At 38.7% G+C, this 16,118-nt stretch carries 17 protein-coding genes; 8 read left to right on the top strand and 9 right to left on the bottom strand.

The window, feature by feature from the left end; all coding sequences use genetic code 11:
* Position 1 precedes the first annotated feature (1 nt).
* Positions 2 to 565 (top strand): flavodoxin family protein, encoded by a 564-nt coding sequence (locus tag BLP52_RS08880; protein WP_238380771.1) that lies wholly within the window; start codon positions 2 to 4, stop codon positions 563 to 565.
* Between the two features lie 86 nt (positions 566 to 651).
* Here BLP52_RS08880 and BLP52_RS08875 read toward each other — a convergent pair whose 3' ends face one another.
* Together BLP52_RS08875 and BLP52_RS08870 are read right to left on the bottom strand one after the other, a co-directional pair.
* The gene (locus tag BLP52_RS08875) at positions 652 to 1,701 is read right to left on the bottom strand and encodes an exonuclease/endonuclease/phosphatase family protein (RefSeq protein WP_091710122.1); all 1,050 of its coding nucleotides are present in this window, start codon (positions 1,699 to 1,701) and stop codon (positions 652 to 654) included.
* Between the two features lie 240 nt (positions 1,702 to 1,941).
* Positions 1,942 to 2,169, bottom strand: a complete 228-nt coding sequence (locus BLP52_RS08870; protein ID WP_091710121.1) for a hypothetical protein — start codon at positions 2,167 to 2,169, stop codon at positions 1,942 to 1,944.
* Positions 2,170 to 2,560: 391 nt separating this feature from the next.
* Between BLP52_RS08870 and BLP52_RS08865 the strand changes: the two genes are divergently transcribed.
* The 3 genes from BLP52_RS08865 to BLP52_RS08855 all read left to right on the top strand — a co-directional run bounded on the left by BLP52_RS08865 (position 2,561) and on the right by BLP52_RS08855 (position 5,791).
* Positions 2,561 to 3,010, top strand: coding sequence for a hypothetical protein (locus BLP52_RS08865; RefSeq protein ID WP_091710120.1), 450 nt, complete (start codon positions 2,561 to 2,563; stop codon positions 3,008 to 3,010).
* An 86-nt stretch (positions 3,011 to 3,096) separates the two neighbouring features.
* Positions 3,097 to 3,552 (top strand): hypothetical protein, encoded by a 456-nt coding sequence (locus BLP52_RS08860; protein WP_091710119.1) that lies wholly within the window; start codon positions 3,097 to 3,099, stop codon positions 3,550 to 3,552.
* Positions 3,553 to 3,775: 223 nt separating this feature from the next.
* Positions 3,776 to 5,791 (top strand): sodium-translocating pyrophosphatase, encoded by a 2,016-nt coding sequence (locus BLP52_RS08855; protein WP_091710118.1) that lies wholly within the window; start codon positions 3,776 to 3,778, stop codon positions 5,789 to 5,791.
* A gap of 200 nt (positions 5,792 to 5,991) precedes the next feature.
* Here the strand turns inward: BLP52_RS08855 and BLP52_RS08850 are convergent, their stop codons facing one another.
* Complete coding sequence (locus tag BLP52_RS08850) at positions 5,992 to 6,135, bottom strand: PLDc N-terminal domain-containing protein (protein WP_238380770.1); 144 nt, start codon at positions 6,133 to 6,135, stop codon at positions 5,992 to 5,994.
* Between the two features lie 537 nt (positions 6,136 to 6,672).
* Here BLP52_RS08850 and BLP52_RS08845 point away from each other — a divergent pair.
* Positions 6,673 to 7,575 carry a DUF7847 domain-containing protein gene (locus tag BLP52_RS08845; protein ID WP_091710117.1) on the top strand — a complete coding sequence of 301 codons (903 nt, stop codon included), beginning with the start codon at positions 6,673 to 6,675 and terminating at the stop codon, positions 7,573 to 7,575.
* On the opposite strand, the gene BLP52_RS08840 is transcribed toward BLP52_RS08845, so the two are convergent.
* Positions 7,560 to 8,489 carry a TIGR00269 family protein gene (locus BLP52_RS08840; RefSeq protein ID WP_091710116.1) on the bottom strand — a complete coding sequence of 310 codons (930 nt, stop codon included), beginning with the start codon at positions 8,487 to 8,489 and terminating at the stop codon, positions 7,560 to 7,562. The two genes, BLP52_RS08845 and BLP52_RS08840, sit on opposite strands and share 16 nt — an antisense overlap.
* A gap of 158 nt (positions 8,490 to 8,647) precedes the next feature.
* Between BLP52_RS08840 and BLP52_RS08835 the strand changes: the two genes are divergently transcribed.
* Positions 8,648 to 10,003 (top strand): tripartite tricarboxylate transporter permease, encoded by a 1,356-nt coding sequence (locus BLP52_RS08835; RefSeq protein ID WP_338011375.1) that lies wholly within the window; start codon positions 8,648 to 8,650, stop codon positions 10,001 to 10,003.
* 33 nt (positions 10,004 to 10,036) lie between these two features.
* On the opposite strand, the gene BLP52_RS08830 is transcribed toward BLP52_RS08835, so the two are convergent.
* From BLP52_RS08830 to BLP52_RS08820, 3 genes are all read right to left on the bottom strand, one after another.
* Positions 10,037 to 10,402, bottom strand: a complete 366-nt coding sequence (locus BLP52_RS08830) for a cupin domain-containing protein (protein ID WP_202905753.1) — start codon at positions 10,400 to 10,402, stop codon at positions 10,037 to 10,039.
* 8 nt (positions 10,403 to 10,410) lie between these two features.
* Positions 10,411 to 11,181 carry an ATP-binding protein gene (locus BLP52_RS08825; RefSeq protein ID WP_091710115.1) on the bottom strand — a complete coding sequence of 257 codons (771 nt, stop codon included), beginning with the start codon at positions 11,179 to 11,181 and terminating at the stop codon, positions 10,411 to 10,413.
* A gap of 190 nt (positions 11,182 to 11,371) precedes the next feature.
* Entirely contained in the window at positions 11,372 to 12,553 is a 1,182-nt protein-coding gene (locus BLP52_RS08820; RefSeq protein WP_091710114.1) for an MFS transporter, read from the bottom strand.
* 340 nt (positions 12,554 to 12,893) lie between these two features.
* Between BLP52_RS08820 and BLP52_RS08815 the strand changes: the two genes are divergently transcribed.
* Complete coding sequence (locus tag BLP52_RS08815) at positions 12,894 to 13,208, top strand: DUF6951 family protein (RefSeq protein ID WP_091710113.1); 315 nt, start codon at positions 12,894 to 12,896, stop codon at positions 13,206 to 13,208.
* Between the two features lie 168 nt (positions 13,209 to 13,376).
* On the opposite strand, the gene BLP52_RS08810 is transcribed toward BLP52_RS08815, so the two are convergent.
* Both BLP52_RS08810 and BLP52_RS08805 read right to left on the bottom strand, forming a co-directional pair.
* Positions 13,377 to 14,204, bottom strand: a complete 828-nt coding sequence (locus BLP52_RS08810; protein WP_091710112.1) for a formylglycine-generating enzyme family protein — start codon at positions 14,202 to 14,204, stop codon at positions 13,377 to 13,379.
* A gap of 155 nt (positions 14,205 to 14,359) precedes the next feature.
* A complete protein-coding gene (locus tag BLP52_RS08805; protein ID WP_091710111.1) occupies positions 14,360 to 15,076 on the bottom strand; it encodes a DUF6517 family protein in 717 nt (238 codons plus the stop codon).
* Between the two features lie 139 nt (positions 15,077 to 15,215).
* On the opposite strand from BLP52_RS08805, the gene BLP52_RS08800 reads away from it, so the two are divergent.
* Entirely contained in the window at positions 15,216 to 16,097 is an 882-nt protein-coding gene (locus BLP52_RS08800; protein WP_091710110.1) for a cation diffusion facilitator family transporter, read from the top strand.
* The last annotated feature ends 21 nt before the right edge of the window (positions 16,098 to 16,118 follow it).

Genomic DNA, 16,118 nt, shown 5'->3' with positions numbered 1-16,118 from the left:
AATGGTTAAAATGAAAGTAGTAGGTTTTATAGGAAGTCCAAGAAAGAACGGTAACACCGATGTGCTCGTCCAGCAGGTCCTTGACGGAGCCGCAGAAGCAGGGGCAGATGTAGAGAAATTCTACATTAATGAAATGAACATAAAAGGATGCCAGGGATGTACATACTGCAGAGAAGTGGATGGCTGCAAATTAAAAGACGACATGTCTAAAGTCTACGATGCCCTTAAAAATGCAGACGGTTTTGTATTCGGTTCACCAATATATTTCTTCCAGTTCACAAGCCAGATGCGCCAGGTGATCGACCGTTGTTGGGCACTTGTAAATCCTGATTTCACACCACGCATCGAGGGTGGAAAAAAGGCTATAATAGTTGCTGCACAGGGAAACCCCGAGCCTGATGCTTTCAAGGGAGTTTTTGATGAGTTCACACAGATACTTCAGATGTTTGGAATGGAGGTCAAAGGTACCTTTGTAGATGTGGGACACCATGCACCTGGTGAGGTAAAAGATAATGCAGAGCTTATGGAGCAGGCAAAGACAGCCGGAACCCAACTCTTTGCTTAATTAATTATTTTGCATAGTATGAGACATGCATCCTGCATGTCTCTTCTTTTCAGATATATTTTACAGACTAGATCATTTTTACAGTTTTAATCCATATCATTTATTGCAACAAACTCCGCATAAACTGGGTAGTGATCAGATACTGCCACGGTTTCATTATAATCAAGTCCGTATTCAAGATCGAATCTGAAAACCCCGCTATTGCCTGTAAAATCTGAACTGTCAGTTAGTATTATGCGGTCATAGCTGTAATCTGTGGCTTTTGTTGTAGTATCTATACTATTATCTATGACCCACTCATAAGTCTCAAGGTCATTTGTTTCATCCTCATCAAAGTAAGAACCGTCCGCATTCAGGTCTCCAAGGATAATGAAGTCCTTCTCATCAGGATAAAGATTTTGTGCGTATTCCAGGACATCGTCAAGGGCATTTATCTCTTCAGTGGCTTCATCGGGATCAGTATGAATGACCATTAGGACTGCGTCAAAGTTTCCTTCAGTTGAACTGAAAGCTGCAATGAAAGGTTCCCTGTGGAAACTGTCACTACCATTTGCTTCAGGATAGGTCTGAGGGTTTCCGGTAATCTCTACCGTTTCGGTGTTGAATATGTATGCATATTGTTCTTTGGAAGATGTCCTTCCAAGCCTTTCGCTTATGGTGTAATCATATTGATATCCATCAGAGTTGACCAGATCCATAAGTGTGGGTATGGTTGTCTGGGACGAGTCCCTTATTTCCTGTATTGCAATAATGTCATACTCATGGACTATTTTAACAATAGTGTTCATGACATCTGCTTTTCCAGCTTTTGTTACCCCAAACACCTGTATGTTGAAAGCACCGATTTTCAGATTTTTAACATTATTTGTTACAGGTTTTAGTTCAGGAGCAGTTCCAATATTTGTATGCTCCTCAAAATCATCTACAGAGGCAAACTGCTTTTCTCCACTAAAGTTTTCGTGCTCATTAGCGGTTGTATTACTTTCTGTAAGCTTACTTGTGTCATTTGTGTTGCTATGGTTATTCATGTTCCCTGACAATACTGTCTCTTTATCAGAAAGACAACCTGAACTTCCACAGGCTAATATAATTAGTGTAGTAAGTGTAACTATAAGTATAATATTTGATTTATGCATCGTATGATACTCCTTTTGAGTATCATATGATTGATTGCTATTGATTTATACTTATATCTATCCAGAATAGGTCTATCGCATATTTTTTAAGAACTGTTGAATATAAAAACTTTAAATTTATGTATATCTGGATCTTGGGTGACCCCTACATTTTAACTTAAAAACATTGTATATTATCTATTAAATTATTTTATAAAATGAAAATGAGTGGTGTGTTATGATTGTTGACTGGTAAAATGATCAGGATTCTACAATTCCTGATTCATCCAGTTCTTTTTTAACTTCAAGATGATTGTTGCCTACAGGACAGCCTTCAAGAACACTTTCAGAGGCTATTACAGGTACCGGGTTTTGCATATCAGGGTGACTACAGTAATATGCAGTTCCAACTCTGGTTCTTCCGGGAACACCTGCACACTTAGAAAACAGGGCAATATTTTTTTTATAGCTACATGTTCTACAGTCCATTTTTCATCTCCTGATGCTGATTTATATGATTCATATGAGTAGTCCAATTTATATAATTACGAATTTTATATATTTATGTTCACGTTTATATTTCTTATGTTCTTCCGTATAATTGATTATCTTACATTACTATTATCTATTTTATATTTTTTACATATGCCGCATTATATTTTATATAGTATGCGTACTATACAGATAAACTGGCAAAGGGAGCAAAAATTACCACCATCTTCTCATTATTGTACCATACCAACCAGTTTTTCATATTTTGAGAACACATGCTCCCATTGCTAATTAAATATAGCATATAAGCATTGAGTTTTTAGGATTGAAAAAATTCATATCACTAAACGTAAATATATTCTTTAATGAGTAAATTATAGTGTTAAGAATGATAGACAAAAGTTTTCTTCATGGTACATTACTTCTTTTTCTGGGAGTCCTGATAGGACTTAGTGTAAGTTCCCTTTCATGTGGTCCTGTTCCGGTGGAGGGTCTGATATTTGTAGATGGTCTTATGTCTGCTCATTCTGATAATAATGGTTCAACTAATGTGTACACATATAATTTGACATTTTACAATAGTGGGGACGAAAACATCTATGTTAACACTATAGAACCTGTACTTTCCTCTGACACAAGAATAATCTCAACTCAGCAGTCGCTTATCAGGGAAATTAACGGATATGTTCCTGCAGGTTCAATAATATCGATCGAAGGCAGCATTATTATCAACTCAGAGAATTCAACTAAAGAAGAAATCATGGATATTGAACCGATTAAATGCATAAATATTACGTCCACAGAGATAATTCATTGTTTCAATTATCCGCCTGAATGATCTTCATCTTGAAAAACAAAACAGAAGGATAAGTACTGATATAAGATTAAATGCCATAAGCCTCATTATAGGCAACAGGTGTTAAAATGAAACTTGATAAAAAAGATAAGGATAGGATAGTATCAATTGTAGCGTCACGCTATTTTTTTGAACAGGGTTGGAAATGGATAGATCTGAATACTGATGTTTCAAAGATACACAAAGCATATGATGACCTTCGGGATCAGTATGCTGCATATCCTTATATGAGCAGGGACTGGTATGTCAGTAATTCCGCTACAAAAAGCACTCATATGTGCGAGAACTGGGAAGAACTGAGTGAGCTTGTGGAGTTTCTGAATGCCTATGGTCATCATTTTGATTTTCTGGTGAAGGATTCAAAGAAATCCCTGTGCATTGCCAGTACTGATGGCAATTTGAGCCATGAACAGAAAACAGCTATCTCTGCTGCCAGAAGATCAAGGTACAATGTTTTTGTTTTCAGGGTAGATGTCCCTGAAGATATTGATTTTGAACTGATGCAGATAGGAGGGGGAATGTAATTCCCATTTCCTATCGACATATTCATATTATGTGTGCACAATTTCGGCCTACCTTTATATATGATACATCAGTATTATACGCGTCGTGGTTACATTTATGTAGCAAGTCATAGTGTAAGTGACCTGTTGCTTTATAATAATTATAATTGTATCGATAATAAAAATCATAAGTTTACTTACATTTAAAATCAGAATAAAATTAAACTTTGAGAGGAGTTTTAATATGGAAGCATTAATTTATCTTGCCCCTCTTGCTGGTCTCATTAGTTTGTTATTTGCTGGTTTCTTTGCAAACAGTGTCCTTAAAGAAGATGCTGGTTCAGAGAAAATGCAGGAAATAGCAGGTGCCGTCCAGGAGGGTGCGATGGCATATTTGAATCGTCAATATAAAACAATAGCAATTGTTGCTGTCATTCTTGCAGTACTTATCTTTGCTCTTCTTCCTGAAGGATCTAAGATAGCTATCGGTTTCCTTGTTGGTGCAATAAGCTCTGCAGCAGCAGGTTATGTAGGTATGAACGTGTCCGTAAGGGCAAACGTCAGAACCGCAAGCGCAGCATCAAAGGGTCTTCAGAAGGCAATGTCCGTTGCATTCCGTGGTGGAGCTGTAACAGGTCTTGCTGTGGTCGGTCTTGCACTTCTCGGTACAAGTGGTTTCTACATCCTTTACGGTAATGTTGACCTTGTAGTCGGTTTCGGTTTTGGTGCAAGTCTTATCAGTCTCTTCGCAAGGGTTGGTGGTGGAATATTCACCAAGGCAGCCGATGTAGGAGCAGACCTTGTAGGTAAGGTTGAAGCAGGTATCCCTGAAGATGACCCGCGTAATGCTGGTGTGATTGCTGACAACGTTGGTGACAATGTCGGTGACTGTGCCGGTATGGGTGCTGATCTTTTCGAAACATATGTAGTAACAGTTCTTGCATCTATGCTTCTTGGATCACTTGTCCTTGATTCATACCCTAACGCAATTCTTTTCCCACTCATCCTTGGTGCAGTGGCAATCTTTGCTTCCATCATTTCCGTTTTCTTCGTGAAAGTCGGCAACGATGGAAAGATCATGAAAGCACTCTATAAAGGAGTAGCAGTTTCTGCAATTCTCTGTCTTGTTGCTTTCTATTTCGTTACAACTTCCCTCATGGGAGACATGAAGTTCTATTACGCATCCATAGTGGGTGTAATTATCATGGTTCTCATGGTGGTTTTCACAGAATATTACACTTCAACTTCATTCCGTCCGGTAAAGACAATCGCAGCAGCATCCGAAACAGGTGCTGGTACAAACGTCATTTCCGGTCTTGCAATTGGTTTTGAGAGTACAGCACTTCCTGTGATCATCATCATTGTAGGTATCCTGGCTTCTTTCTTCATTGTAGGTGGAGCAGCAAGCCCTGCAATCGGTCTTTATGGAATTGCAGTAGCAGCAGCAGCAATGCTCTCAACAACCGGTATGATCGTAGCACTTGACTCATATGGTCCAATCACTGACAACGCTGGTGGTATCGCAGAAATGGCTGGCATGCCATCCAATGTCCGTAAGATCACCGATGCACTCGATGCAGTAGGTAACACCACAAAGGCAGTCACAAAGGGATACGCAATCGGTTCAGCAGCACTTGGTGCACTTGCACTCTTTGCAGACTACACCGGAAAGGTAGGTCTTACAGGTGCAGATCTCAGTCTTACAAAACCAGTAGTTCTTGTAGGTCTCTTTATCGGTGGACTGCTTCCATTCGTCTTCAGTGCTGTAACAATGCAGGCTGTAGGAAAGGCAGCATTCAAGATCGTGAACGAGGTTCGCCGCCAGTTCCGTGAAATTCCTGGAATCATGGAAGGAACTGCAAAACCAGAATACGGTAAGTGTGTTGACATCGTAACAGCAGCAGCGATCAAGGAAATGGCAATACCCGGTGCTCTTGCAATCTTCACACCAGTGATTGTTGGTCTTGTACTTGGTCCGGCAGCTCTTGGTGGTCTTCTTATCGGTATCATTGTTTGTGGTCTCTTACTTGCACTCACAATGGACAACGGTGGCGGTGCATGGGACAACGCTAAGAAGCTCATTGAAGACGGAAAGTACGGTGGAAAAGGCTCTGAAGCTCACAAGGCAGCCGTTGTCGGTGACACCGTTGGTGACCCATTCAAGGACACATCCGGACCAGCTCTTAACGCTCTGATCAAGGTAGTGAACATGGTAGCGATCCTGTTCTCAGCACTCTTCATCGGAAAAGGTCTGTTCTAAACAAAATAAACAAAAATCATTCCGGCTTTTGCCGGAATCTATTTTCCTTTTTTTATAGTCTTTGCTTTTAATTAGCAGAGAGCTTTTTGCTCATTCATGTTTTTGATAAAAAAAGAATAGAATATCTGAATCCAGATATTTTGATTTTCAATATATCAATATCTATATAAAGTTTAATCAAATGTAATTTCTTATAATTTTTATTTCCTTCCAAGGAAGTAGTATGCTGCTGCACCTAGAATTCCAAAGACAAAAGCTAGAATGATCCATAGTGCTTTCTTGATCGGTTCAAGTCCTTTATTATTAGTAAAGATATCATATACCACCCAAATAAAGGAAGCCAATACGATCAATCCCCACAAATTATACAACATTGACATATATTTCACCTCAAAAAAGATAGTATGTATAACCTATATATATTTATCCGGGAGTTAACAATGCCAATTGTGGTATTATTAGTTATATGTTGTTCTCATTATTATGGACGAACTTATTGCAGTATGACCTCAAAATAACCGTACTCATATCAATATTGTCAAAAATACAAAGTAAAATCCCAATTTGTTATATTCAGTATATACAGATAAAACCTACAAAAAAAAGAATTTGTGTTTGCACGGGTGGTTGGGTTTAATGTATTTGGGGAGTGGGGTTTAAGTGTGGGAGTGGGTTTAGTGTATGAAAAGAGCCACCCGCGCAAGAACAATCTAGAAAAGGCATAATGATATTTATATCTTTTGTTTTGACATTGCACTTTTGCTAACGAGTAATTTTTTGAAAATTCGATAATCAATATATCTCTTTTGTTTTCTGGATTAAATATGGGATGCAAATAAATAATAGAGAAACGTAGTGTCAACATCTTCGGAGTAATATTGATGGTAGAGGACATTGGAACACTTGTTCGTAAGGGATTTGGAACATGGACTGGCAACCTTAATCTATGTGTACCTTTTATATTAAAAATAGTTGCATCTGTCATATTTTTTATGTTCTCGATGATATTGTTCACCATACTTTTCATTGTCCCTGCAATGTCAGGTACAATAGATTCTGCGAGTATGACACAGGATGAAATGCTTGATCTAATGTATTCTGTATTTTATGAACATATACTGGTAATAGCTATCTTCTCTATTGTTCTGTTTGCTATATACATGATAATTGATTCTTTCATAATGGCTGGTGCCATAGGAATGGCCAAAGAAGCACTTGAAAAAGGTCATACCAGTATAAGCACCATGTTCACAACCGGAAAACGAAACTATCTGAATCTGTTCTTCGTTAATGCATTGATAGTTCTATTGATACTGGCCGGAGTTATATTCCTTGTACCAGGTCTTCTCTCTATTGATGACATCAATATTCTCCTGTTAAATTCCGATATGGCCACTGCCAGTTTATCACTGCTGGCTTTAGGTGTCTTCTTATGGGCATTCTATATCATTATTATCAGCTTGCTGTTCTTCCTTGTAATTTATGTACTTGTGGTGGACGAACTTGATCCGATAACTGCAATTGAGACCGGGTTATCAATTGTTCTTTCAAATAAACTTGCATCTATTGGACTTTGGCTTGTCGTAATGGGTATCTCCTTTGTTCTTGGATTTATCGGTCAGATCACATCTTATGTAGAAATACTATCACAGCTGTGGTCACTCTTCGATCTACTTCTAAGCACCATAGTAATTCAGCCACTGATCACTGTATGGTTAACACGGTTCTATCTTGACAGAACAGAAAGGAAATTGTATTCCTTTGAGGATTACTTACTGGATTGATCGCGTTTGAGCAGTTTACATGCCTGGCAGATCTTCTCAGTACATGCCTGACCGCATATATTACATTTCTGAAGTCCTTCCTGCGGGTATTCTTTTCCAAGTATCCCTGAAACTTTATCAAAACCACTTAAAAGAGCATATTTTGTGCCCGGATGTCTTACTTCGAATTCATTAAGCATTACCCTAATTTCTCTTCTCATAGCTTCATGGGCATAGGGACATCCGCCAAATCCAAGAGGAAGGTCATGAAGATAAGCATAAAGAGCAACCTCTTTTTCAGGGATGTGTCTTAGAGGTTTCATTCTGAGAACCAGTCCTTCAAGTTCCTTGGGTGGAGCCAGCCTTACCATACGGGAAACATCACCTTTGAGGTGGTTCAACAAAATTGTCTGTGCCTCATCGTCCAGGTTATGACCGATCGCAAGTTTTGTAGCTCCAATTTCCAGGGCAATCTTATTGATGAGTGATTTTCTGAGAACTCCGCAATAGCTGCAAGCACCCTTTTCTCTCTGCTGAGGGGCTATCTCATCCATGGTAGTTTCATATTCATCTTTGAATGAACGGACAATGTGCCTGACACCAAGTTTTGATGTAAGCTCACGTGCAGATTCAATTGTATCAGGACGATAACCTGCAATTCCTTCATCTATGGAAATTCCCACAATCTCAATATCTGGTCTTTTACCAAACAATTTGTGAAGTATGTGGAGTGTTGTACTGCTATCCTTACCACCGCTCAGACCCACAGCTATCACTTCATTCCTTTTGATGCTGTAATGTTTTCTGATGGTAAGTTTGATCTTACGTTCAACATCTTCTATGAAATGCTTGCGGCAAAGGTGCATTCCGGAATATTTCTGAAAAATAATTGCATCATTGTTGCATTTGTTACATTTGATCGTTTTTGAATCCATTATTTATGGACATGGAATCTTATTATATAAAATTGTCCTGGCGATCAGACTCATTCAAATTATTGTCAATCTCTTATAATATCAAATATATTTTAGGTTTAAATCACAAAAATTAAGTATTTATTAAATAATTCTGAGCAAAAACGTTCAGGTAAATCATGATGACCCCGGTAACTGAGGTATCCATATTCACTTTCTTATTATCATTGTTTGCAGGTTATTTTCTTGGTGTGATATCAGGACTCATCCCGGGAATACATAGCAACAATTTTGCATTGATATTGCTTGCATTCTCCCCTATGTTGTCTGAGCATGGTCTGCCACTTGTTTGCATAGCAGCAATGATTTTAGCAAATTCCCTCTCACATACATTTCATGACATAATACCAGCTATATTTCTGGGTGCTCCGGGAGATGACCTCGCACTTGCAGTACTACCCGGGCATACACTATTGCTTGAAGGCCGGGGAGCAGAAGCAATCCGTCTTTCTGCCCTTGGAAGTGCAGGCTCGGTAGCTCTGGCCATAATCACCGCATATCCACTTTCCATGGCATTCAGATCCGCTTATCCTTTTATTCAGAAGTACATTGCCTGGATCTTGATAATTGTGGTACTTATTATGGTATTTACTGAAAAAGGTGAACCTGACAAACAAAACCTGCTTCAAAGAATTAGATATCCATTAAGTGCATTTCTTGTATTCATTCTCTGCGGGTTTTTGGGTGTCTTTGCATTCGATAAGGAAAATCTCATGCATCCTTTCCTTTCAATGGGTGAACCTTCAATACTGCTTCCCCTCTTGAGTGGTCTTTTTGGTTCATCACAACTCATCATAAGTCTGATGTCACGCCCTCTTATACCATACCAGTTCAAATCACGAATGGAGCTTGAGAGAAAACGGATAATCCGGGGAATTATAGTAGGTGGAACATCCGGTTCCATGGTAGCATGGTTACCGGGTGTCTCTTCATCAATTGCAACTGTGTTTGCACGTTTATTCATAAAAGAGGACTTTGACAGAAATCTGAATACTGCATCAGATGATGACCTTTCAACAGATAGCATAACTGATTCATCAAAGGAATTCATAGTTTCTATTTCAGGTGTGAACACCTGTAATGCAATTTTTGGCCTGCTGGCTCTGGTCGTAATTGGTAAGACCCGCAGCGGCGCCATGGTAGCTATAAATGACTTACTTGGAGGTATTAACCTTGGTCCTCCTCTTGTCCTTCTGTTTCTTGTTGCTATCTCATTGACTGCTATTCTGTCTTATTACTCCACCATTTTCCTGGGGGATAATATACATCGTGTACTCTATGGTTTTGATTATTCCCTACTCTGTTATGCAGTGCTTGCTCTTCTGTTTGTGATGTGTCTTGCATTCACAGGCTTTTTTGGCTTGATGGTATTTCTGATAGCCACGCCAATAGGAATGTTACCATCATTTATGGGAATAAGAAAGTCGCATGCTATGGGCGTTATTATATTACCTGTGATACTTTATTTTATCTAATTCAAATGTCAGAATGGGAAGACAAATATCCTATTATTTTGACAACACTGTGTCTTCATGAGAATACGCAGGAGAACAGCAACAGAGAATCCTGAGTTCAATCTCTCCTGTGTTAGTGATGTTATGTGGTGTTCCTGGAGAAATACAAACAGAGTCTCCGGTTTTTACTTCAACCAAATCGTTTCCAAGTGAAAGCATCCCTGTACCTTCAAGAATGTGGTATATTTCTTCGGTTACATGATGATGATGTAAAAGTGTAGAACTGCCAGGTGCAACCCTGGCTTCTGCAAGGCTCTGGGAAGAGTTACCATGGACTTGCGGATGTATCAGTTCTCTGATTACCGAACCGTCTTTCGTAACATAAGCTTCAACCTCATTACAGGAACTCATTATTGGCATATGATCGCCTATTCCTCTTTCTCAAAACCTGATATCATCTCAAGCATATGGTCCTTGATCTCGGTGACAGAATCCACCCATTTTCCACCAACATCGATAGGTGAAAGTCCATTGAAATCCGCTTCTACAAGGTCAGGGTCGTATGGTATCATACCAAGTACAGGAATTCCCATTTCTTCAAGTTTTGGCTTTATGTTCGCAGAAGTTCCTTTGTTGATGATCGCAGCAAGGTGCTTTATATCAATTCCTTCGGAGAGGTCTTTAATTCTCTGTGCAGTCTCAATAGAGCGCATACCAGGTTCCACAACAACGATCATAAGGTCAATTCCACGTGTGGTTCCTCTTCCAAGGTGTTCAATACCTGCCTCCATGTCAAGTATTACAGCGCTGCTGTCCTTGAGTACTACATGTCTCAGGAACGCTTTCAGGAATGCGGAAGCAGGACACATACACCCGCTTCCTCCTCTTTCCACAGTTCCCATTACAAGCATTTTGACATTATCAGGTCCCACAACACCGAATTTATCAACCACATCATCAACTTTAGGGTTGAACTTGAACATGCCGCCTTTTTCACCGGCTCTCTCTTCAATGAGGTCCTTGTAATCGGTAAGTGGTTTGGGAGCGTTCTCTATTCCAAGAGATGAAGCCAGATTCATATCGGCATCCGCATCAATGGCAAGCACATCATAACCGTCCCTTGCCAGCATTCTTGCCAGAGTACCGGATAGTGTTGTCTTGCCAACTCCGCCTTTTCCTGTGACTGCAATTTTGACCATACTCTGAACTGAGGATTTATGTGAATTATATTTTCCGGTTACAGAAAGTAAGGGGATATAGGTAAGTCCAAAAAACCGAACGTCAAACAAAAAAATCCGATTTTAGGGTTTATCTATGTTTTCTTGTATAATGTGATGACAACACTTACCTAATGGATTGCCTATATTTTCCGTCTAACCCACCTTGACCTTAAGTATTGTTATAATATCCTAGCTTTTTTCTCATTTCAAATCTTGCAACAAATACTGCGGAAATTAGTCCGACAATCAATATAACATATCCAGCATCGTAAAATATTCTTGAAACGCCGTACTGACCCATTATATACCCATTAAATACGGTTCCTAATGCACCACCCACAAACATGTTAAAAGAAGCCAATGACATAGCAGTGCCCCGCATCATGTGTAATTTTTCCTGAGCTGTGGCGACAAGTGTTGATTGCATGAAAATGAAAGCCATTCCAAAACCAATTAATCCGATACCTAAGATCCAGATGTTAGTATATGCTGATATGGCAAATAAAGACATGAACCCAATGATGCCTGCACTTACAAGATAAGCATGATTCAGTATTGATTTAACCTTTGGCGCAATTCTGCCACCAATCACGGTTCCAACACCAAATAATGATAATATCAGTCCCACTTGTAATATGTTATATCCTGTTATTGATTGGAGCATTTTTCCTGAATATGTAAAACTTCCAAATACTGCGAATCCGACAAAAAACATTACCAGTACCAGTCTCATAAACCTATAGTTCGTTAGAGGTTTTTTGTAAGCACTGATAAGATTGAATTTATCTACGATGCCTTCATCTTTATCAAGAACTTTTAGCATAATTAATGCCATTATTAATTCTGCGACTCCATATGTGATGTATACTAATCTCCATGAGCCAAGATATGCTAATGCTCCACCTATCGCTGTTGCAGTAGCTCCACCAAGAAACATAAGGCCCATTACTTTTCCAAGGGCCTTATGTCTATTTTCACTATCAAATGACTGTCCGACCAGTGCCAGCGTTACAGGTAGAATACCTGCCCCAAAAGCTCCGTTAACTGCCCGGAAAAAAATTAAAGATTGAAGATTAAAAGCAAATCCTCCAAGTATGCTGAATATCGCAGTTCCAATTGCAGCTATATTGATTACCTTTGCTTTTCCAAACCTGTCAGAGAGAGGACCAAACAACAGTGTGAATAGTCCAAATGAAAGCATATAAGCTGTAACAGATAAAGCAGCAGCACTTATTGTTAAGTTCAGATCTTTTGATATGTTTATCAATAATGGTGCGGCTGCATAATTATCTCCATTTGCAAGAAACGCCATTATCCCCAAAATTAAAATGATTCTATTTTTTTCATCCATTTTAAAGCACCATATTTGAATCTACATTTTGAATATTCGCTTAATTAATAATTCAAGAATAACAGCAGGACAAATTTCCGTATTTTACAATTCTTCGCAACTATTATTTAGGAGGGAAATTTATTGCATCTTCAATATTCACAATGACAGATGAGGTACATTTAAAAACACAATTATTCTTATTCTGAATCACATATTTGTCATTTTCTTCGGTGAATTTCCCAACGCGTTTCAAATAGTGTTGAAATGCTATTTATAGATTAACATTTCAAAATCTATTGAAATACTTATATATCTTAGAATCAAGTAGTATTGATTAATAAAACAGGAGGAAAAGTACATGAGCGAAATTACAATCAATTCAAACATTTGTGGATTTGTGCATAAGATAAGTGGAAAAAGAAAAGGAAAAAACATTATCATTGACATCGAAACTGATTGTGAGAAGATAAGAAAAATGTCACATATGGAAATCCCCATGGACCAGACGCTTGACATCAAGGACAATTATGTCATGGAAAAGGCTCAGGAAATGAATTGTTCATCTAACTGTCTTGTACCCTGTGGCATATTACACGTATGCAGGTTTGAAATGGGAATGCTCTCTGAGTCCTTAGCAAAGAAGTCAGGTAGTATCAGTATTGAATTCAAATGAACTATTTCTTTTAGCACAGAAAAGCCCAAAATACGTTTTGATAGGTGATTGTAAATAAAAATACCAGAACAGTTTACATGTAAGTTTTAAGTTCATATCTACAATTTAATTTCTGGTAAAAGTTCGGTTTTTTCGCGTTAATCCTTTACATAAAGTAAAAGGGGAATTTCATATCTCCTTTACGATCCTAAATCCAAGTACATAGGATGTACTATTAGCATCCAGGCTTCCACGGAAAGCACTTTTGCAATAATTTGGTCCATCCATCCAGCTTCCACCTTTTCCCACACGGTCACTGCTGTTTTCTTCTTCCCATGCAGTTCCGTCGGCAGGAGCATTCTCATAATTGTCATGCCAGCTGTCCTGAACCCATTCCCATACATTACCATGCATGTCGTAAAGTCCCCATGCATTGGCTTTCTTTTCTCCCACCGGATGTGTTGTTCCATTTGCATTTATTGCACACCATCCGTAAGAATCGGACCATCCGTACTCGTCCAGGTCAGTAGCTTCATTTGTAAATGAAAAATCGGTATCATTTCCGGCCTTACATGCATATTCCCATTCTGCTTCTGTTGGGAGGCGGTATTTATCGGTATTCTCAAGTTTATTCAGCCTGCGGATAAATTCCCGGGCATCGTTCCATGAAACCTGTTCAACAGGCAGTTTATCTCCTTTAAAGTATGATGGATTTGTTCCCATAACCGTTTCCCACTGGATTTGTGTAACTTCATATTTACCCATATAGAAATCATTCCCAATGTTGACTTCATGTAAAGGGTCATCAAAAGCAACAATTGGGGTTGAATCCGAACCCATATAGAACTGACCTGCAGGAATAAGGACAAAGTCCATTCCTATAGAATTGCTGATCTCATGTTCTAAATCATGATTTGTGTTATCATCAGCAACACAGCCTGATAGTAGTATCACAGAAATTGATAAGACAAAAACAGATAAGAGTTTCACAACATTTCTTCTTGTCAGGAATTTCAAATAGAACACCTATCACACACGATTCTTAAAAATCGTATATATAGGTATTCTAATGAGTTTGTATTCCTGTCTATTCTTTATTAATTGACTATTTATGGAATATAGTAGTCTGCAGTTTTTATTGAACTATATAGTTATCCTGAACTTCTGGAATCTTACTTAATGGTGCTGACAAGTTTGAGCATTTCATCGATCTCACTTTCACCATCAATTGAGAAGACAGTTCCGTTTATTATTCCTGCATTCACTGTATATGCTCCATCAGGTACAAATCCCATTACAACGGTACTGGAATCTTCATTTGAGAATGTAGTGAAAAATCCCATCATCTTCATTCCGGAATCAGTGGTGTTAGTTGAGCTGGTGAATATATTTACAAAAGCCTCTGACCCGTCTGCCAGTGTTATTGTACGTGTGGAAGATTCCTGTGTGTTTTCAATATCGTTGTTTTCCTGGATCTCACTCATTCTGCTATCCATGATCTTTGAAACAAGTTCTGTCGGAAGTTTTGTTCCTGAAGGCAAAGTAAGGCGATATGTGATGATCTGAGCACTGAGGCTTTCAGGTATTTCTATGGACACCGGAAGGTTGTTCTCTTCTTTAAACTTAAGTGCCTGTTCATTGATATCTGAGGTTAGCCTGTCATTGTGATACTTGACAGTTGCAGAATTGAAAACTATTGATGTTGTATCTGTAATGTTTTGCTCATGAGAATTTTCTTCAAGTGATACCTGTGACCAGCCATAGGCTTCAAGGGCAGCGTCATCAATTGTTGCAGGCACGGTCTGTGCGGTTTCAAGACATCCGCAGATGAATAAAGTAGTAGTTAATATTGCAATCAGTGTAAGAAATCTTTTTTTATCCGGGAGCAAAGCTATCACCTACCTCCAGTATGTATTTATTTATATATTAAACCACTTCATCTTAACTAATATTGGCTCTCCTTCTTTTTTTAGATGCAAAAATCATATACTTTATATTGTTGATGGTTAATAACCATATAGATAACAGATGTATGATATTGAATCACGTTTCAGGCAGATAAGAAATGTAATGATCTATATCCTATTCCTGAACCTTGCCGTCTCTTTTGCCAAAATTGCATACGGAATGTATACAAATGTTCTAAGCATGCAGTCTGACGGATATCATTCTCTTTTTGATGGTGTTTCTAATATCGTAGGTCTTATAGGTATTCAGATAGCTGCCAAGCCTCCTGACAAGGAACATCCATATGGTCATCGCAAGTTTGAGACTCTGGCATCCATTGTAATAGCAGTCATACTTGCAGTTGTAGCATTTGAGATCGTGCATTCGGCATTTAATAGATTTGGAACCGGGAGTGCACCGGAAGTAACTGCAATAAGTTTTGTAATAATGCTTGGGACAATGTGTGTCAACTATGGTGTAACAACATACGAAAGCAGGAAAGGTACTGAGCTTAACAGTGAAGTTCTTCTTGCAGACTCAGCCCATACAAAAAGTGATATCTATGTCTCATTTTCAGTCATCATCGGCCTTATAGCTATTCATTTTGGCTATCCTTTGATCGATCCGATTGTCTCTGTTTTGATCGCATTGGTCATATTGCATGCAGGAGCCGAGATCATCTTCCATAGTGTGTCAATTCTGGCAGATGAATCCCGGATAGATACTGAGGACATAGCAGAAGTTGTCCGAACTATCGAAGGTGTTATCGATTGTCATAAAATAAGGACCCGTGGTCCTCCTGGAAATGTCTATGTAGACTTGCATGTTGAAGTTGATCCTGAAATGACAACTTACAAATCTCATACCATATCCCATATCGTGCAGTACCGTATCAAGGAAAATTTTGATGGTATAGAGGACGTGCTCGTTCATATTGAGCCGGCTCACACACGGTCGGTATAAATACTATCAAGAGGTCTATAC

Source organism: Methanolobus vulcani, assembly GCF_900100715.1.
In the GTDB taxonomy this organism is placed as follows: domain Archaea; phylum Halobacteriota; class Methanosarcinia; order Methanosarcinales; family Methanosarcinaceae; genus Methanolobus; species Methanolobus vulcani.
Note: the sequence above shows the minus strand (reverse complement) of the source record. Positions and strands in the feature narration are given on the sequence as shown.

What these genes read in the sequence shown, in the direction of transcription:
- BLP52_RS08875 (WP_091710122.1), bottom strand. Translation starts at nt 1,701, where the DNA reads ATGCATAAATCAAATATTATACTTATAGTTACACTTACTACACTAATT.
- BLP52_RS08835 (WP_338011375.1), top strand. Translation starts at nt 8,648, where the DNA reads ATGATGACCCCGGTAACTGAGGTATCCATATTCACTTTCTTATTATCA.
- BLP52_RS08800 (WP_091710110.1), top strand. Translation starts at nt 15,216, where the DNA reads ATGTATGATATTGAATCACGTTTCAGGCAGATAAGAAATGTAATGATC.
- BLP52_RS08845 (WP_091710117.1), top strand. Translation starts at nt 6,673, where the DNA reads ATGGTAGAGGACATTGGAACACTTGTTCGTAAGGGATTTGGAACATGG.
- BLP52_RS08855 (WP_091710118.1), top strand. Translation starts at nt 3,776, where the DNA reads ATGGAAGCATTAATTTATCTTGCCCCTCTTGCTGGTCTCATTAGTTTG.
- BLP52_RS08825 (WP_091710115.1), bottom strand. Translation starts at nt 11,181, where the DNA reads ATGGTCAAAATTGCAGTCACAGGAAAAGGCGGAGTTGGCAAGACAACA.
- BLP52_RS08820 (WP_091710114.1), bottom strand. Translation starts at nt 12,553, where the DNA reads ATGGATGAAAAAAATAGAATCATTTTAATTTTGGGGATAATGGCGTTT.
- BLP52_RS08870 (WP_091710121.1), bottom strand. Translation starts at nt 2,169, where the DNA reads ATGGACTGTAGAACATGTAGCTATAAAAAAAATATTGCCCTGTTTTCT.
- BLP52_RS08840 (WP_091710116.1), bottom strand. Translation starts at nt 8,489, where the DNA reads ATGGATTCAAAAACGATCAAATGTAACAAATGCAACAATGATGCAATT.
- BLP52_RS08865 (WP_091710120.1), top strand. Translation starts at nt 2,561, where the DNA reads ATGATAGACAAAAGTTTTCTTCATGGTACATTACTTCTTTTTCTGGGA.
- BLP52_RS08880 (WP_238380771.1), top strand. Translation starts at nt 2, where the DNA reads ATGGTTAAAATGAAAGTAGTAGGTTTTATAGGAAGTCCAAGAAAGAAC.
- BLP52_RS08830 (WP_202905753.1), bottom strand. Translation starts at nt 10,402, where the DNA reads ATGCCAATAATGAGTTCCTGTAATGAGGTTGAAGCTTATGTTACGAAA.
- BLP52_RS08815 (WP_091710113.1), top strand. Translation starts at nt 12,894, where the DNA reads ATGAGCGAAATTACAATCAATTCAAACATTTGTGGATTTGTGCATAAG.
- BLP52_RS08860 (WP_091710119.1), top strand. Translation starts at nt 3,097, where the DNA reads ATGAAACTTGATAAAAAAGATAAGGATAGGATAGTATCAATTGTAGCG.